This is a genomic window from Tundrisphaera lichenicola, from assembly GCF_051175385.1.
Taxonomy (GTDB): domain Bacteria; phylum Planctomycetota; class Planctomycetia; order Isosphaerales; family Isosphaeraceae; genus Tundrisphaera; species Tundrisphaera lichenicola.
In genome coordinates, this window is sequence record NZ_CP195106.1 from 453,742 (window position 1) to 477,825 (window position 24,084).

Annotated in this window: 14 protein-coding genes; 6 read left to right on the forward strand and 8 right to left on the reverse strand. The window is 67.4% G+C overall.

The window, feature by feature from the left end:
- Positions 1-9: 9 nt before the first annotated feature.
- Together P12x_RS01840 and P12x_RS01845 are read right to left on the reverse strand one after the other, a co-directional pair.
- Positions 10-561, reverse strand: coding sequence for a hypothetical protein (locus tag P12x_RS01840; RefSeq protein ID WP_435009118.1), 552 nt, complete (start codon positions 559-561; stop codon positions 10-12).
- 37 nt (positions 562-598) lie between these two features.
- Positions 599-1,996, reverse strand: coding sequence for a sigma-54-dependent transcriptional regulator (locus tag P12x_RS01845; RefSeq protein ID WP_435009119.1), 1,398 nt, complete (start codon positions 1,994-1,996; stop codon positions 599-601).
- Between the two features lie 1,110 nt (positions 1,997-3,106).
- Between P12x_RS01845 and P12x_RS01850 the strand changes: the two genes are divergently transcribed.
- The 3 genes from P12x_RS01850 to P12x_RS01860 all read left to right on the forward strand — a co-directional run bounded on the left by P12x_RS01850 (position 3,107) and on the right by P12x_RS01860 (position 6,594).
- Entirely contained in the window at positions 3,107-3,508 is a 402-nt protein-coding gene (locus tag P12x_RS01850) for a hypothetical protein (protein WP_435009120.1), read from the forward strand.
- Positions 3,509-4,103: 595 nt separating this feature from the next.
- Positions 4,104-5,297 carry a sialidase family protein gene (locus tag P12x_RS01855; RefSeq protein WP_435009121.1) on the forward strand — a complete coding sequence of 398 codons (1,194 nt, stop codon included), beginning with the start codon at positions 4,104-4,106 and terminating at the stop codon, positions 5,295-5,297.
- Between the two features lie 19 nt (positions 5,298-5,316).
- The gene (locus P12x_RS01860; RefSeq protein ID WP_435011750.1) at positions 5,317-6,594 is read left to right on the forward strand and encodes a glycosyltransferase; all 1,278 of its coding nucleotides are present in this window, start codon (positions 5,317-5,319) and stop codon (positions 6,592-6,594) included.
- Between the two features lie 263 nt (positions 6,595-6,857).
- On the opposite strand, the gene P12x_RS01865 is transcribed toward P12x_RS01860, so the two are convergent.
- The 3 genes from P12x_RS01865 to P12x_RS01875 all read right to left on the reverse strand — a co-directional run bounded on the left by P12x_RS01865 (position 6,858) and on the right by P12x_RS01875 (position 9,388).
- Positions 6,858-7,244, reverse strand: coding sequence for a DoxX family protein (locus P12x_RS01865; protein ID WP_435009122.1), 387 nt, complete (start codon positions 7,242-7,244; stop codon positions 6,858-6,860).
- Positions 7,245-7,322: 78 nt separating this feature from the next.
- Complete coding sequence (locus P12x_RS01870) at positions 7,323-7,526, reverse strand: hypothetical protein (RefSeq protein ID WP_435009123.1); 204 nt, start codon at positions 7,524-7,526, stop codon at positions 7,323-7,325.
- Positions 7,523-9,388 (reverse strand): DEAD/DEAH box helicase, encoded by a 1,866-nt coding sequence (locus P12x_RS01875; protein ID WP_435009124.1) that lies wholly within the window; start codon positions 9,386-9,388, stop codon positions 7,523-7,525. The genes P12x_RS01870 and P12x_RS01875 overlap by 4 nt, the downstream gene beginning before the upstream one ends.
- A 265-nt stretch (positions 9,389-9,653) precedes the next feature.
- Between P12x_RS01875 and P12x_RS01880 the strand changes: the two genes are divergently transcribed.
- Positions 9,654-11,570: a sensor histidine kinase gene (locus P12x_RS01880; protein WP_435009125.1), complete on the forward strand. Its 1,917-nt coding sequence runs from the start codon at positions 9,654-9,656 to the stop codon at positions 11,568-11,570.
- 1 nt (position 11,571) lies between these two features.
- On the opposite strand, the gene P12x_RS01885 is transcribed toward P12x_RS01880, so the two are convergent.
- The 3 genes from P12x_RS01885 to P12x_RS01895 all read right to left on the reverse strand — a co-directional run bounded on the left by P12x_RS01885 (position 11,572) and on the right by P12x_RS01895 (position 15,591).
- A complete protein-coding gene (locus tag P12x_RS01885) occupies positions 11,572-13,251 on the reverse strand; it encodes a sensor histidine kinase (protein WP_435009126.1) in 1,680 nt (559 codons plus the stop codon).
- Positions 13,252-13,402: 151 nt separating this feature from the next.
- Positions 13,403-14,875, reverse strand: a complete 1,473-nt coding sequence (locus P12x_RS01890; protein ID WP_435009127.1) for a M48 family metallopeptidase — start codon at positions 14,873-14,875, stop codon at positions 13,403-13,405.
- Between the two features lie 293 nt (positions 14,876-15,168).
- Positions 15,169-15,591, reverse strand: coding sequence for a hypothetical protein (locus tag P12x_RS01895; protein ID WP_435009128.1), 423 nt, complete (start codon positions 15,589-15,591; stop codon positions 15,169-15,171).
- A 115-nt stretch (positions 15,592-15,706) separates the two neighbouring features.
- Here P12x_RS01895 and glpK point away from each other — a divergent pair, with 115 nt between their 5' ends.
- Together glpK and uvrA are read left to right on the forward strand one after the other, a co-directional pair.
- Positions 15,707-17,218 carry a glycerol kinase GlpK gene (gene glpK, locus P12x_RS01900; protein ID WP_435009129.1) on the forward strand — a complete coding sequence of 504 codons (1,512 nt, stop codon included), beginning with the start codon at positions 15,707-15,709 and terminating at the stop codon, positions 17,216-17,218.
- A gap of 378 nt (positions 17,219-17,596) precedes the next feature.
- On the forward strand, positions 17,597-24,076 hold the full coding sequence (gene uvrA / locus P12x_RS01905) for an excinuclease ABC subunit UvrA (protein WP_435009130.1): 6,480 nt from the start codon (positions 17,597-17,599) through the stop codon (positions 24,074-24,076).
- Positions 24,077-24,084: the final 8 nt, after the last annotated feature.

Sequence of the window (24,084 nt, forward strand, 5' to 3'; positions counted from 1 at the left end):
ATTCGTCATTCACGACAAAAGCCAATCCGGCACGAGTTCAAGTGAGCTGACCAGCTCCTCATCCATGACGAGGCCGCCGACAACCTCGCGAAGGACGACGAGTGCCGCCCGGTCGACCAGATCCTGCCAGGCTTCGACGGCCTCGTGCAACCGGATCACGAACTGATTTGCCTCCTCGGCGAAGTGAGAGGCGGGGGTCGAGAGGTGTCGGCCCAGGCGGCCGTCGTCGGGCAGGCGATACCCGCGGATTTCGAATCGATCGGCATGGACCGTGATTGGCCCCGCCGCGCCGGGTGGAGTCATCCATCGGTCGAACAGATCGCCCATGGACCACAGGTCCGCCCACTCGACGAAGTGGATGATGGGCGGATCCGTCGCGTGGGAGCGGAGTCGATCCGCGAACGCGTCCGCCTGTTTGCGGACATCCGGGGGCCACTGATCGGCGGACCATTCCTCGGGATCGGAGGCTTGCCTCGCCCTCGACCAATCCCTCAAATGAAGCAGGGCGACCTCGGATGCGAGACCGCCCAGCTTCACGATCGTGATTCGTTGCGACGCCACTGTTGTAAATCCCGGGGGGCGGGCTGGTTCCCTTTGCTCAGGTCTGCTGCAACTGGTTGATCTTGTTGTAGAGCGTCTTCAGGGCGATGCCCAGTTCCTTGGCGGCGGCGGGCTTGTTGCCGTTGTACTTCTCCAGGACGACCTGGATGTACTTCATTTCGACGTCGCGGAGGGTGGGGCTTCCCTCGGGGACGGAGAAGTGGGGGCCGACGACGGCGGAGGTGGGGGTCGAAGGCATCGACCTTCGCGAATAGCCCTGGGTCGGCAGGTGCTCGGCCAGGATCTCGCCCCCTCCGGAGAGGATCGAGGCCCGCTCGATGGCGTTGGCCAGCTCTCGGATATTGCCGGGCCAGTCGTGGGCCTGCAGGGCTTCGATCGCCTCGGGGGTCAGGGTGGGCTCGGGGCCTCCCCTCCGGGCGTTGTAGCGACGGAGCATGTGCCGGGCGAGTGCGGGGATGTCGGCCTTCCGCTCTCGGAGCGGAGAGAGATGGATCTCGAAGGTGTTGATCCGGAAGAAGAGGTCCTCGCGGAAGGCGTCGGTCTCGATCATCTCGCGGAGGTCGCGGTGGGTGGCGCAAAGGACCCGGACGTCGACGCGGAACGGGTCGTTCTCGCCGACCCGGCGGATCTCGCCCGACTCCAGGAACCGGAGGAGCTTGACCTGCACGCTCTTGTCCAGTTCGCCCACTTCGTCGAGGAACAGGGTCCCGCCGTTGGCGACCTCGAACAGGCCTTTCCGGTGATTGTCGGCCCCGGTGAAGGCTCCCTTCCGGTGGCCGAACAGCTCGCTCTCGACCAGGTTCTCGGGCAAGGCTCCGCAGTTGACCGGGATGAAGGCGTGACCGGCCCGCTTGCTCTTGTCGTGGAGGTTCCGGGCGATCAGCTCCTTGCCGGTGCCGGTCTCGCCCAGGATCAGGACCCCGGCATCCGTCGGCGCGACCATCTCGATCTGGCGGCGGACCGCCTGCATCGACGGCGTCTCGCCCACCAGGAGCGGCGTCCCCTCGACCGCCTTGAGCCTCGACTCGAAGGCCGCCGCCTTGTTGGTCAGGTCCCGACGCTCGGCCACCCGGGCCAGCAGGACCTCCAGCTCGGCCCACTTGCAGGGCTTGGTCAGGTAGTCGAACGCCCCGAGCCGGAGGGCCTGAACGGCGGTGTCGACGGTGGCGTGCCCGGTCATGATGATGACCTGGGTCTCCGGGCTCGCGTGGCGGACCTTGGCCAGGACCTCGATCCCGGTCAGGCCCGGCATCTTGATGTCCAGCAGGGCCACGTCGAACGTGCCCTTCTCCAGCGCCTTGACGGCCGAGGCGCCATCGGGGCAGACGGTGACCTCGTGCCCGATCCGGGGCAACTCCATCTGCATGAGGTCGCGGAGATGAGCCTCGTCGTCGGCGAAGAGGATCCGGAGTCCGCCTTGAGGAGTCTTTTCCATGACTGTCGTCCCTATCCGTGGGCCCCGCGATCCCGAGAGACGAGCGCGGAATGTCTTCCACGGCAGGGTAAGCGAGATCGCCCTTTTGGTCCAGATCGATATCGCCGAGAGGCCCGAGCGGGACCCGGGAGCGGACTCGGCCCGAGGTGGGTTCGTCCCACGGCAGGGGATGGCTTCGATTTGCAGGGCCGAGAGTGGGTTCGTTTCCGCGCTCCAAATGGCTTCGATCCGCGTCGAGGATCCCAAGAAGGGCTTCATTCTCACGCCCATTCCCTGGTCAGGTTGGCCGGTCGCGAATCGGTAGGTTTTTCCTAAGTGACGTTTTGTGGGTATCTTGCGTGATTTTGGGTCGGAGCTTCGCCAGCCCGAGCCAACTTCGGTCCGACCTGGATGTACGTCCTTTCCGCTGTCGCGAATGGCTTCGATTCTCGCGGTGGTACTTTGCGAAGGTCGTCGGGGTGGCTTCGATCCGACCGAGGGGATGGGTTCGTTCTGCCGCCGCGAATGGCTTCGATTCGCGCCGATCCGCGACCGATCCGCGCATCGGATCGCGTGTCCACCCCCGAGGCGCGGGGCGTCGATGATCCGGCGCCGGTCGGGGCCGGGGCATGGTTGACCTTAACCCGGTCATGGTGGCCCATCCTGCTCGATCGGTCGAGACGGCCGGATCGCCAATGATCCGGCCTGCGGTGGTTCTCGAATATCATCGTTGAATCCGGGGCCAGATTCGCACACTTCCTCGCGATATCGGACGGTTGATCTGAAGTCCCGATCGATCGTCGCGGGCTTGAGGCGCGACTGGTCCGTTCGCGGATGGATGATTGGTGGGGGCGACCCTGTGGGCAGGTTGTCGTCCCGACTCCGGGCGGCTTGCCATCCGCTCAATCGTCGGGCGATCTGCTCCGCGATGGCGCCTCACGATCATCCTCCGGTTCGGGGACCATGGCGTGGAGATCCCCGCCGAGGTCGGGATTGCTGCGGAGCAGAATCTCCCCATATTCTTCGCTGGAAAAATCATTTGATATCTTTGCGATGATGAGGCATGGTGAATTCGATGTAAACAGACGCTGCTTGGCGCGGGGACCGCCCCGCATTCCGGGGAGCTTGCCGATGGACTGGTCGTCGTCGGACTGGAAAGGCGCAGCACTCGCCATCGTCCCCGATCTCGCCGGCGAGATCGAGAAAGCGGAGAGCCCGTATTTCCTCTGGATAGAACTCTACCGGGTTTTTCGCGAGGCCTACAATTCGACCAGGGACGACGCCCTCATCGGTCAGATCTACGGATTCGCGAAGTGGTGCCTGGAGCAGCCGCGGGGAGAACGGTACGAGGAAGACGTCAAGACCTGCGTTTGTCTTTGTTTTTACCAGAACCTCCCGCTGCTACCGGCCGCCCGGGACGAGTTGGGCAAGTGGCTCCAGCCCGAGGACTTCGCGACCCTGAAGTTGGTCTTCCAATTCCACTGCGATGACAAGGTCTTCGGGCTGATCGAGTCGCAATTTTCCGAGAGATGACCCGGCCCGAGGGGGTGGAGATTTGGTCGGACCGCCCGGCTCCTGCCCCAGCGACGGCGGGGGCGATTCCAGGCCTACCGATGCAGGGCGACGAGCATTGGTGCCACCGTCGCCCGCCAGGTGGGATGCCACGCCCTGAGAGACGGGCTGGTCCCGCAAGCCGAGTCCGGAACCCGGTCCAGGCCGTCGCAATCCATCCAGGGGCCATGCCGGGATACCGCAACTCTCCCCGCGGGGTGGCCTGAATTGGCCCGATCAACGTGCCTTCAGCCTAGGCCGACAGCGAGCCCATGCGCCTCTCGATCGTCCGTAGGGATCCTCCACCCCGACTGGGCGGTTTGCCGATCCGCTGGGGCTACCCGCAAGCCCGAGACCTAGAGGACGACCCTCGATGAGACAGCCGATCGATCGACGACGGCCTCTATCCTTGCCTCGATCATTCGAGGAGCCCCTTCAGTGCGACTCCTGCGATAATCGCGAAAAAGGTTTGGAGATTTCGCGGCTAACCAGGAAGCATGGGGCGATGGTGTTGTCTGCTTGAAGGTGGCCTTCTACAGCCCGCCGGTTGTATTGCGATCATCAGGAGTTCGTACCCGTGGCACAATCAGCCCCCATCGTACGGGTTGCAACCCTGGTATTCGTCGTGGGACTGCTCGCGAATCCCGAGACGGCACGAGCCGAGGACGACCGATTCTCGACCGACGTCTTCGAGAGCGGGACCGGCGGCTACCACACCTACCGGATTCCTGCGCTCCTGGTCACGGCCAGGGGCACGCTCCTGGCCTTCTGCGAAGGGCGCAAGACCGGTCGATCCGACCACGGCGATATCGATCTCCTGCTCCGTCGGAGTGTTGATGGAGGCCGGAACTGGGGGCCGCCCGCCCTCGTCCATGAAGAAGGAGGTGACGAGCCGGTCACGATCGGCAACCCGTGTCCGGTGCTCGACGCCTCGACCGGGACGATCTGGCTCACCTTCTGCCGGGACAACAAGGACGTGCTCGTCACGTCGAGCGAGGACGATGGACAGACCTGGACGCCTCCTCGGACGATCACCGAAGAGGTCAAGAAGCCGGAGTGGGGCTGGTACGCGACCGGACCCGGTGTGGGCATCCAGTTGACGAAGGGCCCGCACGCGGGCCGACTGGTCATCCCGTCCGACCACCGCGAGTCCGTCGACGGGAAACAGGTGATGTTTTCCCACGTCTTCTTCAGCGACGATCACGGCCAGACCTGGTCGATCGGCGGGACCGTCGACCAGCATACCGACGAATGCCAGGTCGCCGAGCTGGCCGATGGCGAACTCCTGATCAACATGAGGAACTACTGGGGCAAGACCGGAGGCCAGCCCGAGAAAGGGGCCCAACGAGCGATCGCGAGGAGCCGCGACGGCGGGGCCACCTGGTCGCCGATCGAGTTCGACGACGCCCTGATCGAGCCGATCTGCCAGGCGAGCCTGATCGCCATCCCCCGCCCGGACAGGTCGGACCAAACCCTATTGGTATTCTCCAACCCGGCATCCGCCACGAACCGGCGAAACATGACCGTGAGGGTCAGCGGCGACGGAGGCCGGACCTGGCCGGTGACCCTCCCGATCGACCCGGGATCGGCCGCCTACTCGTGCCTCGCCCCGCTCTCCCATGGTCGGGTCGGGCTCCTCTACGAGGCCGGGAAGTCGGAGAAGATCAAGTTCACCGAGCTTCCCATCCCCTGGCCTGGCGAAACGCAGGTCGGCGACCAACCGCGAGATTGTACTTGCCGGGAGGACGCCCATGTCATCCCGCCATGCTGAACAACCTGAGGGCGGCGGCCTGAATCTCTTCTTGCTGACCATCGGGACTCGCGGCGACGTCCAGCCGTTCGTGGCCCTGGGGCGGGCGTTGCAACGGCTCGGGCACGAGGTGACCGTCTGCACCAGTTCCGGCTTCGGCCGCTTCGTCGAGGAGCATGGGCTCCGCTACGCCCACCTGAATAACGACATCCTCGATCTGGTGGACAGCGAGGCGGGCCGCAAGGCGATGGGCGGGGCTGGTCCGCTCGACTCGCTCCGATGGATCGTCGAGGCGGCCCGGCTCTTCAAGCCCATCTTTCGGCGGGCCCTGGCGGAGGAGTGGGAAGCGGCCCGAGGTGCCGAGGCGATTATCTACCATCCCCAGGCGGTCGGCGGGTATCACATCGCCGAGGCCCTCGGCATCCCCGGCATCATGGCCGACCCCCTGCCGACCTGGGTCCCGACCGCCGCTTTCCCGAACCTCGTCCTGCCCGACTTGAAGCTGGGCGGCTGGTATAATCGGCTGACCTATCGCATGATGCCCGTCCTGACCCGGGCCATGTATGGCTCGGTCGTCACCCGCTGGCGGCGGGAGGTCCTGGGATTGGGCCGCCGGCCTCTCTTCGCCGATGAACTGACGCGGCCCGACGGACAGCCCATGCCGATCCTGCTCGGGTTCAGCCCGAGCGTGGTGCCTCGGCCGCCCGATTGGCCGGCGAACGTGGAAGTGACCGGCTACTGGATCCTCGACGAGGAGGCGGACTGGGAACCTCCCTCGGGGCTCCGGGAGTTCCTCGACGCGGGCCCTCCGCCCGTCTTCGTCGGCTTCGGCAGCATGGCGGGCAGAGATCCCGCCAGGACCACGCGGATCGTCCTGGAAGCCTTGAATCGGGCGGGTCAGCGGGGGGTGATCGCGACCGGTTGGGGCGGGCTCGGCCCTGACGACGCCCCGGCGGATGTCTTCGTGGTCGATTCGGTCCCCTACGATTGGCTCTTCCCCCGCGTTGCTGCGGTCGTCCACCACGGCGGGGCCGGAACGACGGCCGCCGGGCTCCGAGCGGGGAGGCCCTCGATCCTCTGCCCGTTCGTCGCCGATCAGCCCTTCTGGGGCCGACGAGTGGCGAGTCTCGGCGCAGGCCCTCCGCCGATCCCGCAGTCTCGCCTCAATGCCATCGACCTCGCCGCAGCCATCCGGGTCGCCATCACCGACGACCGGATCCGGGAACGGGCCGCGAATCTGGGGGATCAGCTCCGGGGCGAAGACGGGGCGGCAACCGCTGCGGCCCTCATCAATCGTTCGCTGGCCGGGCAAAGTTGACCCATGGCGGCGGGGGAGTGCGTCCCCGGTGTCGGATGCCCGCTCTCTCGGAACACCTTGCTCATTCGCGGAGAGCCGGTGAGTGATGGCGTGTTGTTGTTTTTATAATTGTACTCCTGTCCCTGAATTTCTCCAATCGGCGACTGGGTGGCAGGGATAAGCGGCCGCTTACCCCTGCCACCCAGATTTGCCATCTGGCGAACCAACAGGGGATTTTCAGAGCAACCCATCGTCGCACGTTCGCCTACCCGACGCACGCTGATTCAATCCGCCACGAGCGGCACGAGGGCGCGGAGCTTTCGGTCGCGGAGGTACAACCCGAGCCACGCGATGACGCCGACGATGACCGGCACGAAGAACATCCCGTCCCTGGACTGGACGTGGGTCGCCACCGCTCCTCCCAGGTAGGCAAGCATGATCAGGCCGCCGAGGTAGCGGGTCTTCGGGACGAGGTAGAGGACGAACATCGTCAACTCGATGATCCCGAGCGGCAGGGCGGAGCCGGCGGGGTAAGTCTTGGACCACTCCTCGATGAACCCCCCAGGCTGGGCGATCTTGAAAAAGGCGCTGGGCAGGAACGGGATGGCGAGGATGCCCGAGAGCACCCAGCCGGTGACACGCTGCCATTTCGGGATCGGGTCCGTCGTCATGTTTATCGCACCTGAACGATTGTTCGTCGGGTTAATGCGAAGCTTTTAACGCCCAGCCGGCCCGAATGCAAGACTGGATCACAGCCACGGCCACTCCGTCCCCCCGACCTGCTTCTCGAATTTGCGGTAATGCTCGCCGCCGCGACTTTCTGATTTCGTTCCGTCGCCTCGCGATTCGCGATCGGTTGACGAAAGGCCGGAGTGCCAAGCCAGGGGTGTCGGAATTTTTTTGGTTTTCCGATCGCTTTCCTTGCCCTCGATCTCCCCCGGTCGGCGGATCAATCGACCAGGGCCTCGCCCTTCGAGGCCCGGGGGATCCGCTCGGTGAATGAGCTTCGCCCGGTCCAGGTCACGACGAGGTGGTCCATGGCCCTCGTCAGGCCGACGTAGAGGAGGTTTCCGTCTCGGACCTCGTCCGGCTCCATCGGGTTGGGAAGTTGATCGATCGCCGAGACGATCACGGCGGGGAACTCCAGCCCCTTCGACGCATGGATCGTCATCAGGCGGACACCGCCCCGGGCCAGCGATCGAATCCCGCCGTTCGGGTCGGCCTCGTTCGTGACCCAGGCAACCTCGACCGACTCGCGGAGCCTCCGACAGAGTGCGTCGACCCGGTTCCCCTCCCGGCGGGGGTACAGGATGGCGATGTCGCGATCGGCGATCCCCCTGGCCCGGAAGTCGGCCACCAGCCTGGATATCAGGTCGTGCTCTCCGGAATACGTCGAGCAGCCGCGATATTTCGGCAACGGCCCCTGCCGGGACGCCTTGGTCGGCAGGACCCTCACGTGCGACTCCGTTTCGCCGGCGTCCCCGATGACCGACTGGGTCACCTGCCAGGCGAACTCCAGGATCTGCTTGGTGTTCCGGTAGTTCCTCGAAAGCCGATGCGATCGACCCCTCGCTTCGACCCCGACCGACTTCCAGGTGAAACCCCGGGCGCGGCCGTACAGGCTCTGCGCCCCGTCGACGGCGACCAGCAGATCCCCCTCGGGCCCGCCCCTGAGGAGGCCGGAGGCGCAGCGGAGCCAGTCGGGCTCGAAATCGTGCCCCTCGTCGATCAGGATCGCGTCGTACTTCTCGGGCTCGGTGAAGTGCCCGACGCCGCCCAGCAGAGCCGAGGCCGCCCGCGCCTCGTAGGCGTCGAATGACTCGTCGGCCCGCTTGCGCAGGCCCGTCTTGCGGGCCGCCCAGGAGAGGAAGTGTCGGACCTCGACGTTGCGGAGGCCGGGGTCGTCCTCGATCTGGGCCTGCAGTGAGCGGGCGAGGGCCTTGTTGTAGCAGAGGACCAGGACCTTCCGGGAGGGGGCGCGTTCGGCGACCAGTCGGGCTCGGGCCAGGAGGAGCAGAGTCTTGCCCGATCCGGCCACCCCGAAGACGACGTGATGGCCCGAGCCCAGCGAGCGGGCCGCCCGCTCCTGGTGGGCGTCGAGCACTTCCAAGGCCACCGCGCCCGGAAGGAGCGGCTGGTCCTCGGCGACCGAGGCAGCCGTCGCCGATCGCCGACGGACGACGACCTCCCGATGCAAGGCCCCCTTGAGCGTGCTGATCTGATCCTCGGTCAACGGATCGAAAGGGAACCGGACGGTGAAGAGCGACCGGAGCCGGTCGATGACCTCGTGGTCGTCGGCCGCTTCCAGCCTCAACAACTCGTCCCGGCAGATCACCCGCTCCTCCGGGAAGATCGGGCCGAGCCGGGCCGCTTCGAGTTGGGTCCGGGTGATGTTCGTCAGGAGGACGCCGAAGCCGCAGGGAAAGCAGGGCTTGCCGCGATGCTCGCCTTCCTGGGACAGGAGGATCGAGTACTCGGGGCGTCCCAGGTGGTCGATCAAACCGAAGTGATACTCGCGGACCTGGCGGATCGGGTGCTTGTGGGTCTCGACCCGCGTCCGATCCCCCTCCTGCCGGTGGAGTTCCACCTCGTGGTCGCTGGCCAGGGCGATCTGGCCGGCCCTCCAGCCCTTGACCTCCAGCATCAGGAGGCCGAAGTCGCGGGCGACCAGGCAGAAGTCGGGATAGCGGCCCGCGATGACCGGCTCGTACCAGGCGGTGAAGTGGTCGGGCAGCTTGTCACGGAGCAGGCCAAAGACCCGTTTTTCGCCGACGGTGGCCTTGGAAGGGCAAGAATCGGGGATCATGATCGCCATCGGGCGGCCGCTCCGAAGCTCCGGACTGGACGAGGGCCGGGCGAGCAATCCGGCCTTCGCACAGGATAGCCGACGTCGCCGGGAGGACCAACCCATGATCGCGAGGGATTCGGGCGAGGTGGGGCTTGCCTGACCCTTTCTGGTGCCGGAGGGCTGTACTCGATGGCCGGTTGCCCGGGAACTCCTTAAATTGAAGAGAGAGGCCCGGCGGTCGGGGCGGGGTGGCCCAGGCTGGCTTGCCGGGCTGAATTCTCGGAGCGGGCTGGTGGATCGATCGCACCTCTCACATCCCGCTTATCGTCGGGGGACTCAGGGGGCCGGTACGCTCGTCGTGCTGGTCGCGGTCGGGGCCCTCTTGGGCTGGGCCACGGGCGATCCCTTCCTGCTCGGCCTCCGCTCGATCTACATCCCGATGGCCCCCAATACCGCCCTGGCGTTCGTGGTCCTGGGGTCGGGCCTGATCGCAATTGCCGGCCGGTGGTGGGGCGGGGCTCGATTCGCCGCCCTGGGGGCCGCCCTGGTCGGGCTGGTCGGCGTCCTGAGATTGGGCGAGTTCGCCGGTGGCGGCGGATTCGACGTGGATGATTGGTTCATCCCGATTCATGGGGAGCGGTTCGGTCTGGCCCCGATCGGGAAGATGTCGCTGCCCACCGCGATCGCGTTCGTCGCGGCGAGCGTCGCGATCCTGGCGCTCTCCTGGCCGACCCGGCTCGCGGTGGTCGGACACCTGGCGGGGGGCTGCGGCGTGGTCGCGGGGATGATGGGCCTGGTCTTCGGCCTGGGCTACCTGTTCAGCCCGAATTCCCCCTTGCTCTACGGGACGGCCTCGATCCCGATGGCCCTGAACACCGCCCTCTGTTTCGTCGGGCTGGGCTCGGGCATCGCGGCGGCGGCCGGTCCGGGGGCGTTCCCGCTCCTGCGGTTGTCCGGCTCGTCGATCCGGGCCCGGCTGCTCCGGACCTTCCTCCCGCTGGTCATGGGGACGGTCGGCGTCGTGGCCTGGCTCACCCACTTCATCACCACGACCTCGGGGGCCTCCTCGGCCGCGGTCGCCTCGGCCGCGATGGCCACCGCCGCGATCGCCCTCTTCGGGGTGATCTGCGAGCGGATCGCGGGGCGGGTCGGCGGCCAGATCGAGCGAGCCGAGGCCGAATTGCAGGAGGCCTACCAGACCCTGGAGGTCAAGGTCGAGGAGCGGACCCGGGAACTGAGCCGGGCCAACGGCGAGCTGGCCGAGGCCCTTCGCGAGACCCGGATCGCCCACGAGGCGCTCCAGAAAACCCACCTCGAACTGAAGGAGACGCAATCCCGGATGATCCAGCAGGCGAGGCTGGCCAGCCTGGGCCAGACCGCGGCCGGGGTCGCCCATGAGATCAACAACCCGCTGGCCTTCGTCACCAACAACCTGGTCGTCCTGAGGCGCGAGATCAGCGGGTTGCACGATATCCTCCTGCTCTACCAGCAGGCCGAGCAGACCATGGGCGAAGACCGTCGCGACCTCTTCGCGAAAATCTCCGAGATCTCCGACGAGGTCGATCTCCCGTTCGTGCTGGAGAACCTCGACAGCCTACTGGAACGGACCCGAGGCGGACTGCTCCGGATCCAGAAGATCGTCGCGGACCTTCGGGACTTCGCCCACCTGGAGGAGGCCGAATTCCAGGAGGCCGACCTGAATGCCGGGATCGGCACGACCGTCCGCCTGATGAGGAATCTGGCCGAGGATCGCCGGGTCTCGCTGGAGTCCCGGCTCTCGCCGATCCCCCGGATGACCTGCTTCCCGACCAAGCTCAACCTGGTCGTCCAGAACCTCATCACCAACGCGATCGAGGCCTGTCCGAGGGGGGGAAGAGTCCTCGTCGAGACCTCCGAGGTCGATGGCGGGAACGAGATCCGGGTGTCCGATGACGGGTGCGGGATCGCTCCGGAGAACCTCGACCGGATCTTCGACCCGTTCTTCACCACCAAGCCCATCGGCAAGGGGACGGGGCTCGGGCTTTCGATGAGCTACGGGATCGTCAAGGACCACGGGGGGACGATCCAATGCGAGTCGTCCCCCGGGCAGGGCACGCGGTTCACCGTGCACCTACCCGTCGCCCCCCCCGGCGAGGCGCTCCTGGAGCCGGGAGGCCCCGGCCTGGCCTGGGAGCCGACCGCCCGGCTCGATTCCGGGCCGACCGATTGACTCAACTGGCCATCCGGCTGAGCGACTCGGAGTCTTCTTCCTCGCGGGGTTCCAGCGCGATGACGGCCCGGGGCGGCAGCTCCGGCCGGACCTCGCGAGCCCGGGACGGGGCCTTCGAGGCGGGCTGGGGTTCGCGGGCCTGGACCGGCAGGCGGATCGAGAAGGTCGCGCCGTGCCCCTCGCCGGGGCTCTCGGCGTGGATCTCGCCGGCATGCTGGCTGACGATCCGGTGGGTGATCGAGAGGCCCAGTCCGGTCCCCTTGCCGACGCGCCTCCGGGTGAAGAAGGGCTCGAAGATGTTCTCGAGGACCTCGCCCGACATCCCGCATCCGTCGTCGGCGAAGACCATCTCGGCCATCCCCTCGGCGTGCCTCAGCTCGATCCGCAAGGTCCCGTTCTCGCTCATTGAGTCCAGCGCGTTGACGACCAGGTTGAGCACGACCTGCTTGATCTCCTGGCCGTCCACATGCGCCAGGACCGCCTCGCGGGGGAGGAAGACGATCTTCTTGTGCCGATATTTGCCCATGTGGCGGATCATCTCGACCACGCCCTGGATCAGGCCGGCCAGGTCGGTCCGCTCGCGTTTGATCTCGCCGCATCGGGAGAAGTCGAGGAGCTTCTCGGTGATGCTCTTGCAGCGGAACGCCTCCTCCTGGACCATCCGGAGATAATTCTGGACGATCTTGGCGTCGGCGACGTCGCCGGCGGCGAGCATCGGGGCCAGCCGGCTTTCGAGGGCCTCGGAGCAGAACGCGATCGAGGCCAGGGGATTGTTGATCTCGTGGGCCACCCCGGCGGCCAGGAAGCCGACGCCGGCCAGCCGCTCGGACCGGACGAGCTGACGGCTCCGTTCCTGGACCTGACGCTCCAGGTCGGCATAGGTGACGCGCAGACGCGCCGTCATGTCATTAAACGCTTCGGCCAGGGATTGCATCTCGTCGCCGGTAGTCAATTCGATCGAGTAGTCGAACGACCCCCGGGCGACGCGGCGGACTCCTCGCTGGAGCAGCCGGATCGGGAAGAGGACCCAGCGATTGAACAGCAGGGCCAGGGCGATCAGCATGGCCAGGACGGCCAGGGCGGCCACCCAGACGATGACCCGCCCGGTCTCGTACTGGCGTCGCGAGTTGAGGAGGATCGCATAGACGTCGCCATGGAGCTTGGTCGGGAGCTGCATGACCTGGTGGAAGAGCCGTTCGATCCGCCGGCTGATCGTCTCCGGCCCGGCGATCGAGGGGTTCCGGGCGACCCAGATCGGCGTGCCGGGCAGGGCTTCCCGGGCCCGCTCGGCCGGGTCGAGCTCGTTGAGGATCGCGGTCAGGTCGTGGTCGATCCCGAAGGCCAGCTCGCGCTCGCCCATCCCGTCATCGAACCGATTCCGCTTGAAGGTGTTCTTTTTCAGCTCCTCGAAGTAGGCATCGAGGGCCTTGCGGGCGTCGCGGGCGACCAACTGGAGCGACTCGCGTTCCCGGGGCGAGCCATCGACGGGAGGCTTGAGCCGCGCGACGTGCTTGATCAGGTCCTTCGATGCCCCCAGCTCGCGGAGCAGGTCGGTGTGCATCAGGTTGCTGGAGTGGAAGGCGCTGAGGCTGAAGATCGCGCCGCCCATGAGGGTGAGCATCATGCCGACGACCAGGCTGAGGCCGGCGATCAGCTTGACGCGGATGGGCCATCGGGGCATGAGTGCGACCTCCTTGTCGCGGTGTCATCACCGGGTTTGTTGCGGACGGGGGGGCGAGCGGGGGGACTATAGCACAGGTTGGCCCGGCCACAAAGGGGCTTCGGGCGAAAATCCTCAAGTCCAGGGCCCGCCTTGCCGAAGGGGCGGGCGATCAGGGGCCCAGGTGCTCGATCGCCCCGGTCCGGAAGGCCAGGACCATCGCGGCGACCAGGGCCAGGGCCAGTCCTAGTCGGAGCCGGGAGACGCCCGCCTGGAAGCGCCGCTCGGCCTCGGGCCGCCCCTCCAGCCCTTCCAGGAAGGCGACCCGGCGCGTGATGCTCCCGTGGCGCCACGACCGAGCGGTCGGCTCCATCCCGTTCAACGCGGCCACGTTATTCAACGCGTTGACGAAGATCCGGATCCCGACCGGGCAGATCGGGCCGCCCGGAGAGGCCTCGAACTCGCGCGAGTACAGGTCCGGATGCGGGGGGCAGTCGACCCGGTCGCAGGAGACGGCCCGACACCCGAAGACGTCGGCCTGTCGCTCGAACCTCCGCGAGAGGATGCCGAAGATCCAGGCGAAATAGCCCACCCCCAGCAGCAGGGCGAACCCTCCTTGCGCGACCATGGCCGGGGTCGAGCCGTCCGGGCCGCCGACTCCCTGGAGGAGGTGGTCGTAGATCAGGTCGCTCGCCAGGGTCAGGACGCCCATGCTCCCGACGAAGAAAAATCCGAAAAATCCCAGATGCCTGTGCCGGACATGCCCGACCTCGTGCCCGAAGACGGCGGCCACCTCGTGGGGGTCCAGCCCTTCCAGCAGGGCGTCGGTCAGCAGGACGTACCGGAACCAGGGGAGGGCCCCGGTCACCCCGGCGTTGACGATCGCCCCGTCCGTATCCCAGATCAGGATGTCGGTGAATCGGAACCCGAATCGCGTGGCCAGCCTCTCCAGTCGGTCGCGGAGCGGGCCGGGCGGCAACGTCCGGGTCGGCCAGCTCAGGCGGACGAACGCCGGGGCCAGGGCCAGGACCAGCGCCCCCATGCCCGCCATCATCGCCACCTGGAAGCCCGCCTCCTCCGCCACCGAGGGCCAGGCTCGACGGGCCACGTCCTGCCCGAGCGAGAAGATCAAGGCCGAGGGCAGGACCAATCCGAGCGTCTGACGGGCCCGGAGGACCAGGTAGCGGAACACCCCGGGTTCCGGTCGATCCGACAGGCCCTCCGGCCTCAACGCCTTCTCGCCCGGATAGAGCCCCCACCAGCCGACCACCAGCGTCAACAGATAAGGGATGAGGATCAGCATCTCGTCGGCCAGGATCGAGTCGCGGAGCCCCAGGCCCGAGCGGACCACCTCGGGCCAGGACAGGCCGTGGATGATCCAGGCGTAGCCGCCCAGCGTCAGGATCTCGACGACCCGAGTCCCCAACGAGAACAACCGCCGAGATCCCCGACTGGCCCGACCTTGTCGACGGACCCGGATGGCCACCGCCAACCCGATCACCAGGGCCGTCAGGCCCACCAGCCCGATGACGACCAGTGTCTCCACCACCCGGGGCAAGATCGCCTCGCGGCTCACCGGGGCCATGGGGAGGACCGCGTCGGTCCCGAAGGCCAGGAACAACGCGATCAGCAAGGAAACCGGCATGAATGGACGACCCTCGGACCGCCTGGACCTCGTCAAATTATGGAAGAGGAGGGCCGGAGCGGTCAAGGGACGCTTGATCGAGGGCCGGGGGGCTCATGCCGGGAAGCTGGGTGTCATGCTCTCGCGCAGCGTGAGCATGCCGGGTGATATTCGAGTCGCCTTCGATGCTGCGCGAGAGCCTGCGAGTGATGTCCGAGTCATCTCATGCTCACGCTGCGCGAGAGCATGGCGCCCGCACCCGAAAAGGGTCGGAGGCCCAACCTCATGGAAATTCCGCTCCGAGTTCGAGGGCCTCAACCTCGGCGGCCCACCACGTCATACGCGTCCGGGTCGTAGGCGGGCTTGGCGATGTCGCTCTGCATCATCTGGTTCCGGGTCGCGAAATGGCGACTGGCCAGGATCGTCCCGCAGATCAGGCCGCCTATCGCCACCATGCACGCGGACATCCAGATGGATTCGTCCGCCCCATGCGAGCTGTTCGAGGCCATCCAGGCGATGCCCATCGAGCCGAGCGGGACGCCCGCCCCGATCGCGGTGGCGATGCTGGCCGGGCTCCACGACTCGTCCGAGGGCAGGGTCCGGCCCAGTTCCAGGGCCTTCATCCGCTCGGTGTGCTCGGCTTCTCGGAGGAACTTGGCGTGCTTGATGCCTAGCGCCGTCGGCACGATGATGATCGGGATCAGCATTCCGACGATCGGGATCACGAGTGGATCCATCGGTTGGGCTCCAGAAGGTTCGGGATGGTTCGATGATAACAGGAACTCGGGCTGGTAAGATGCGGTCTTGCCTCTTCGGGACCTCTCCCCACCACCCGAACGGACCTCCGAGATCATGGCACGCGACCACCTGTTGGCGATCGATCAGGGAACAACCAGCACCCGAGTCGTGGTCTTCGACTCCCAGCTCCGCCTGGTCGGGCAAGGGCAGGTCGAGGTCCCGCCCACCTATCCCAAGCCGGGCTGGGTCGAGCATAATCCGGCGAGCCTGGTCGATTCGGTCGGCCCGCTCGTGGGCGAGGCGTTGGCGGGGGCGGGCATCGGGGCGGATCGGATCGCCGGGATCGGCCTGACCAACCAGCGAGAGACCACGGTGGTCTGGGAGAGGGAGACCGGTCGGGCGATCGGCCCGGCCCTGGTCTGGCAGGACCGGAGGACCGCCGACTTCTGCGAGACTCACCGAGACCGCCGGGGCTGGATCGCCGAGCGGACCGGCCTGGTGCTCGACTCGTACTTCGCGGCCACCAAGATCGCCTGGCTCCTCGACAATGTTCCCGGGGCCCGTCAACGGGCCGAGTCGGGCGAACTCGCCGCAGGGACCGTCGACACCCTCCTGATCCGGCATTTGACCGGGGGGGCGCTCCACGTGACCGACGCGACCAACGCCTCCCGGACCCTCTTGATGGACCTCAAGACGCTCGACTGGGACGATGAACTCTGCCAGTTCTTCGGTGTGCCTCGCGGAATATTGCCCGAGATCCGGCCGAGCGTCGGCGATTATGGCGTGACTCGGGGCCTGTCCTATCTCCCCGATGGCTTGCCGATCCGGGGAGTGGCCGGCGATCAGCAGGCCTCGATGGTCGGCCAGGGATGCTGGCAGGCTGGGCAGGCTAAGTGCACCTACGGGACCGGGGCGTTCCTGCTGGCGCACACGGGGGGCCGGATCGTCCCGTCCACCCGGGGCCTGATCACGACGGTCGCGGCGACCCTCGACGGTGGCTCGGCCCAGTATGCCCTGGAAGGGAGCGTGTTCGTGGCCGGGGCGGCGGTCCAGTGGTTCCGCGATGGCCTGAAGGCGGTCGGGGCGGCCCCCGAGGTCGATCGGCTCTCGGAGCGGGCCGACCCCGATTCGGGCGTCCTGTTCGTCCCCGCCCTGACCGGACTGGGTGCCCCCCACTGGGAGCCCGACGCTCGCGGGACGCTGTTCGGCCTGACCCGCGCCACCTCGGTGGCCGACCTGGCCAGGGCGACCCTCGAAGGGGTCGCCTTCCAGATCGCCGACCTGATCGAGGCCATGAATGCCGACCTGCCCGTCCCCCCGAGCGATCTCCGGGTCGACGGCGGGATGGCCCGGTCCGACCCGTTCCTCCAGTTCCAGGCCGACCTCCTGGGCCTGACCCTCCGACGGAGCCCCCAGATCGAGTCGACCGCACTGGGTGCGGCCATCCTGGGGGGGCTGGGCGTCGGCCTCTGGCCCGACCAGGCCGTCGCCGCCGGCCTGATCGAGCAAGCGGGCCAGCCCTTCAAGCCGGGGCGAGACGCCGCCTGGAGGCAGGCCGCCTCGGCCCGATGGCGGCACGCCGTCGAGACCGTCCGGAATCACTACCGGGCCGAGGCAGCCCGTTGAATCCGACCCGCGGTCGGAAACGCGAACGGGCCGGGTCCAACTTCAAGAACGGACTCGGCCCGGTTGATCGGTCGCATGCGCGAGCGATCTCCTTGCGCTCCGAAGAACTTGCGATGTTCGTCCTTGAGCCTGGAGGGTCCTTACACGGACTCCGGAAAGAATTCGCCCGAGAACGGACGACTTTCCTGTAGGGCAGGGCTCGCCCAGCCGAGACCAGGCTCGCGGCAGGGCGAGCCGGGAAATGCCAAAATAGAGAGTGGTACCCAACGGCTTCTGGTGCGATTCTGGACATCGTGCGATGACACGCGTATAGTATGCGCTCCATGCTCCGGATCAAGTGAACACCAGGAATCGACGCTTTCGAGGGCTAATCCAGGGATGGCCACGACGGATATCCGGATCCGGGGCGCTCGCGAGCATAATCTGCGCGACGTCTCGATCGACCTGCCGCGCGGTGCCTTGATCTGCTTCACCGGGGTCAGCGGCTCGGGCAAGAGCTCGCTGGCCTTCGACACGCTTTACGCCGAGGGGCAAAGGCGTTACGTCGAAAGCTTGTCCAGCTATGCCCGCCAATTCCTCGGCCAGATGCCCAAGCCCGAGGTCGATCGGATCGACGGCCTGAGCCCCTCGATCTCGATCCAGCAGAAGACCGGCGGCCGGAACCCCCGGAGTACCGTCGGCACGATCACCGAAATCAACGATTATCTCCGGGTCCTGTTCGCCCGGGTCGGTCTGGGGCATTGCCCCCGGTGCGACCGACCGGTTGCCGCGCAGACCCGCGAGCAGATCGTCGAGCGGGTGATGCAACTTCCCGAAGGGGAAGCGTTCTCGGTGCTCGCCCCGGTGATCCGCGGGCAGAAGGGGGAATACAAGGATCTGTTCGAGGACCTCGCCAAGAGTGGGTACGTCCGGGCTCGGGTCGATGGGACGGTCTTCGCGCTGACCGATCGGCTGGAGCTGGACCGGCAGATCAAGCACCACATCGAGGTGGTGATCGACCGGCTCAAGGCAGGCCCCTCGATCCGGACCCGGCTGGCCGAGGCGATCGAGGCGGCCCTGAAGCTGGGCGAGGGGACCGTGATCGTCGCTTCCGAGGGGAAGCCCGACCTCCTGCTCTCTTCTCATTACGCTTGCTCGACTTGCGGGATCAGCTTCGACCCGCCGAGCCCCCAGCTTTTCTCGTTCAACAGCCCTCAGGGGATGTGCCCGAGCTGCGATGGCCTGGGTGTCCGCCACGACTTCGACCCCGACCTCCTGGTGCCCGACCCGTCGCTCTCGGTCTGGAAGGGGGCGATCGAGCCGCTCGGCCCGGTCAGTGCGCTCGGGAAGTGGCGTCGGCACCTCTTCGAGGGGGTCGCCACCAATCTCGAAGCCGACCCCGATGGCCCCCCCAAAGGGTCGATGCTGAAGGGGGCCTGGAAGGACCTCGACCCGAAGTGGCGGGCCGCCTGGCTCAATGGCCTGGGCGACCGGGTGCTCGTCTATCACTGGTCGAGCAAGGGGAAACGGTTCGCGCACTCCGAGACCTGGCCGGGGATCGCCAACGAGTTCCTGTCCAAGTTCAAGGCGGCCAACGGCGGGCCGACCCGGGCCTTGCTCGAACCTTACATGAGGAGCGTGACCTGCCCCGACTGCAAAGGGGCCAGGCTCAACCCTCGGGCCCGCGCGGTCCGGGTGGGCGGCAAGTCGCTGGTCGAGATCGGGACCTCGCCGATCGGCCGGCTCGCCCGGTTCTTCGACTCGCTGGCCGACCAACCTCCCGCCAATCTCCCTCCCGAGGACGCCGCGACCCCGCTCGACCCGCTCTCCCGGACGATCGCCGAGGAACTCCTGAAGGAGATCCGGGGGCGGCTCGGCTTCCTGACCAACGTCGGGCTCGATTACCTCACGCTCGACCGATCGGCCCCGACCCTCTCCGGCGGCGAGGCCCAGCGGATCCGCCTGGCCAGCCAGGTCGGCGCGGGGCTGGTCGGGGTCCTCTACATCCTCGACGAACCCTCGATTGGCCTCCACCCGCGCGACAATGACCGCCTGATCGCCACCTTGCAGCGGCTCCGCGACGTCGGGAACACCGTGATCGTCGTCGAGCACGACGAGGACACGATGAGGGCCGCCGACCACCTGGTCGACTTCGGGCCCGGTCCCGGGGTGAAGGGGGGCGAGGTCGTCGCCGAAGGGGGGCTCGCGGCCATCTCCGGGGCCTCGGCCAGCCTGACCGGCCAGTATCTCTCGGGCCGGAAGTCGATCGAGGTCCCCAAGGCCCGGCGAAGCCCGACCGACAAGCGCCTGACCGTGGTCAACGCCCGGCAGCACAACCTCAAGGGCGTCGACGTCTCGTTCCCCCTGGGCCTGTTCGTCTGCGTCACCGGGGTCAGCGGCTCGGGCAAGAGTTCGCTGGTCGGGGACATCCTCCGCGATACCCTGGCCCGCGACCTCAACCGGGCGATCACCCAGCCCGGCCTCCACGACCGGATCGACGGGCTCGAACACCTCGACAAGATCATCGATATCGACCAGTCGCCGATCGGTCGGACCCCCCGATCGAACCCGGCTACCTATATCAAGCTGTTCGACCTGATCCGCGACCTCTATACGAAGCTGCCCGAGGCCAAGGCCCGGGGCTACAAGGCGGGCCGGTTCAGCTTCAATGTCCCGGGCGGCCGGTGCGAGGCCTGCGAGGGGAACGGCTCGAACCGCCTGGAGATGGACTTCCTGGCCGATGTCTGGGTCACCTGCCCGGTCTGCGAGGGGAAGCGGTTCAACCGCGAGACCTTGCACGCCCGGTTCAAGGGAAAGAGCATCGCGGACGTCCTGGAGATGGACGTCCAGGAGGCGCTGGAGCACTTCTCGAACGTCCCGAAGATCTCCGGGATGCTCCAGACGCTCCACGACGTCGGGCTCGACTACCTGAAGCTCGGGCAGGCGTCGCCGACCCTATCCGGGGGCGAGGCGCAACGGATCAAGCTTGCCCGCGAGCTGGTCAAGAAGGGGACGGGCCGGACGCTCTACGTCCTCGATGAACCCACGACCGGGCTCCACTTCGACGACGTCCGGAAGCTCCTGGAGGTCCTCCACGGCTTCACCGCCCTGGGCAACACGGTGGTCGTGATCGAGCATAATCTGGACGTGGTGAAGACGGCCGACTGGGTGATCGACCTCGGACCGGAGGGAGGTTCCGGGGGCGGTCTTTTGGTGGCCGAGGGGACCCCGGAACAGGTGGCCGAGGTCGCCGCGAGCCACACAGGCCGGGCCTTGAAGCGGATCATGGCCGGGCCGGCTCCCGCGTCGGCGGGCAAGAAGGCCAAGGGCAAGAAGAAGCCGGCGCGGGCTTCGTCGGAGTCGGTCCTGTCCGACATCGAGGTCCGGGGGGCACGGCAGCACAACCTCAAAGGGGTGGATGTCACGATCCCTCGCCACCGGATGACGGTTTGCAGCGGGCCATCGGGATCGGGCAAGTCGAGCCTGGCGATCGACACGCTTTATGCCGAAGGGCAACGGCGATACGTCGAGAGCCTCTCCAGCTACGCCCGGCAGTTCCTCGCCCCCTTGCAGAAGCCCAAGGTCGAGTCGATCACCGGCCTCTCGCCCGCCGTCAGCATCGAGCAGAAGACCACCAGCAAGAGCCCGAGGTCGACCGTCGGGACCGTCACCGAGATCCACGACTACCTGCGGATCCTGTTCGCGCGCCTCGGGCAACCTTACTGCCCGAACTGCGGGGTCGCGATCGGCACCCAGACCGCCGACGAGATCGTCGAGAAGATCCTCCACCTGCCCGAAGGGTCGAAGGTCTACGTGATGGCGCCCGTCGATCGCCGGGACAACGAAGATTATTCGGCGCTCTGGGACGAACTCCGGGGGTCGGGGTTCACCCGGGTCCGGGTCGATGGGGCCTCGCACAGCCTGGACGCCCCGCCCGAACTGAGCCATCGACGGAAGCACCGGATCGAGGTCGTGATCGACCGGGCGGTGGTCCGCCGGAAGACCCGGTCAAGGCTGGCCGACTCGGTCGAGGCCGCGCTCGACCTGGGCAAGGGGGTGGTCCACGTCGCCCGGGTGGGGGATGAAGCTGACGAGCCGAAGTGGCCGGTCGACCGCTACAGCCAGCATCGGTCGTGCGACGGCTGCGGGCGGAGCTTCGAGGAGCTTTCGCCGCACCACTTCTCGTTCAACGCCCCGATCGGCTGGTGCCCGGTCTGCGAAGGCCTGGGAACCCAGCACGGGGCCAATCCCGCCGCCCTGATCCCGGATGGTCGGCGGAGCCTCCGCCAGGGTGCGGTGGTCCCCTGGCCCAACTTCGCCGAGAGGCCCGCCTTCGCCCGGATGATCGAGGCAATGGCCGGATCGCTCGGGATCGACCTCGATACGGCGTTCGACGACCTCGAAGGCCGCCATCGGCGGATCATCCTTCACGGGGCGGGCGACGAGTGGTTCACCGTCCCGGCTTCCAAGAAACAGCCCTCATTTGCCTTCCAATATAAGGGGCTGTTCCCGGCGATCGAGGAGGCGGCGCGGGTCTCGTTCCTGTACCGGCACAAGCTCCAGGGGATGGTCGACAACGTCCCGTGCGTCTCGTGCATGGGGGGCCGGCTCCGCGACGACTCGGCGGCGGTCCGGTTCCGGGACCGGACGATCGACCAGGTCGGCCACTGGCCGCTCGGCCGGGCCCTGGCGTTCTTCAAGGGGCTCGACCTCGACTCCGACGAGAAGCACATCGCGGGAGACCTCGTCCGCGAGATTCGCGAGCGGCTCCAGTTCCTCGTCGATGTCGGGCTCGACTACCTGAGCCTGGCACGGGGGACTCCCACGCTTTCCGGCGGCGAGAGCCAGCGGATCCGCCTGGCCAGCCAGGTCGGGAGCGGCCTGACCGGCGTCCTCTACGTCCTGGACGAGCCGACCATCGGCCTCCACCCGCGCGACAATACGAGGCTCCTGAACGCCCTCCGGCGGCTCCGCGACCTGGGCAATACCCTGGTCCTGGTCGAGCACGACCGCGAGGTGATCGAGGCCGCCGATCACCTGGTCGACTTCGGGCCGGGCTCGGGCGAACTCGGCGGCGAGGTCACCGCCTCAGGGGCCCCGGCGAAGGTCAAGAAGTCCAGGGACTCGCTGACCGGCAAGTACCTCAGCGGCCGGGCCGCGATCCCGGTCCCCACCAATCGCCGGCTCGGGGGCGGGCCGGGGCTGGTCGTCCGGGGGGCCCGGCATCACAACCTCAAGAATGTGGATGTCTCGTTCCCGATCGGGCTGGTCACCGTGGTCACGGGGGTCTCGGGCTCGGGCAAGAGCTCGCTGGTCGAGGACATCCTGTGGAAGGCGGCCGCCCGGAAGCTCCACCGGGCCCAGTTGACCCCCGGGGCGCACGACTCGATCGAGGGGCTGGACCAGGTCGACAAGGTCATCAGCGTCGACCAGGACCCGCTGGGCAGCACGCCGACCTCGACGCCGGTGACCTACTCGGGCGCCTATGACCTGATCCGCGAGCTATTCGCCAAACTCCCCGAGTCCAAGGTCCGGGGCTACACCCCCCGGCGGTTCTCGTTCAACCAGGCCGGGGGCCGGTGCGAGGCCTGCGAGGGGGCGGGCCAGAAGCGGATCGAGATGCACTTCCTGCCCGACGTCTGGGTGACCTGCGACGCCTGCCACGGGGCGCGGTTCACCCCCGAAACGCTCCTGGTGAAGTTCCGGGGGAGGACCATCGCCGACGTCCTGAACATGAACGTCGACGCCGCGCTGGAGCTGTTCGCCGGGGTGCCCAAGATCCGCAAGATCATGCAGACCTTGCACGACGTGGGCCTGGGATATCTCCCGCTTGGCCAGTCGGCGCCGACCCTCTCGGGAGGAGAAGCCCAGCGCGTCAAGCTGGCCGCCGAGCTGGCACGTCCCGACACCGGTCGGACCCTCTACATCCTCGACGAGCCGACGACCGGGCTCCACCTGGACGACACCCGGAAGCTCCTCGACGTGGTCCACCGGTTGGCCGACCTGGGCAACACGGTCGTCATCATCGAGCACAACCTGGAGGTGATCAAGACGGCCGACTGGATCGTCGACGTCGGCCCCGAGGCCGGCGAGGAGGGGGGCTCGATCGTCGCCGAAGGCCCGCCCGAGGCGATCGCGAAGGTCGAGGGGTCCCTCACCGGGGCGATCCTCGAAGGGGTCCTCGCCCAGGGCCCGCAGGCCGAGCGGCCCAGGTTCGACCCCAAGGCCGCCGCCAAGAAGGCGATCGCGGAGGCGAAGGCCGCCAAGGAACAATTCGGGACCGACGCCAAGGCCCCCTGGGAGGTCGACGGCCGGCGTTGGCACACCCAGGAGCGGGTCGGCCGGAGCGGCAAGCCCGCCCGATGGGACGGCCGGATCGTCGAGAAGGTAGTCGACCGGGTCGAGCAGATCGGCGGCTTCCCCGGGGCCGACTGGTCGCAGAGGGCGGTGGTCAAGATCGCCGGTCCGGGCCCCGACGACCCGCCTTTCCTCCAGGCCCAGACCGGCCACGAGTGGATCGTCACGCTCCGGTTCGTGGTCAAGCGGAACGCCTTCAAGGCCGAGACCCTGGCCGCCCAGCTCCGGCTCGCCCCGTTCCACGAAGGGGCCAGGCCCGTCCTCAGCGACGCCGACCGGATCAGCCTGGGCGAGCCGAAGGGTGGGTTCCAGGAGGTCATCCTCACCGGCCACGGCTTCGAGGAGTTCGAGACCGACGCCTTCGATGCCTTCCTGGTCAAGGCCGCCGTCTCGTACCTCAAGGCGGTCCAGGGCGATCCCTCGGACGAACTGGCGGCGGCCGTCGCCCAGGAAGCGCCGGGGTGGAAGGAGATCAAGCGGCCCGACGTCGCGAAGAAGAAGCGGAAGGTGAAGGCTTCCTGAGGCGGTCG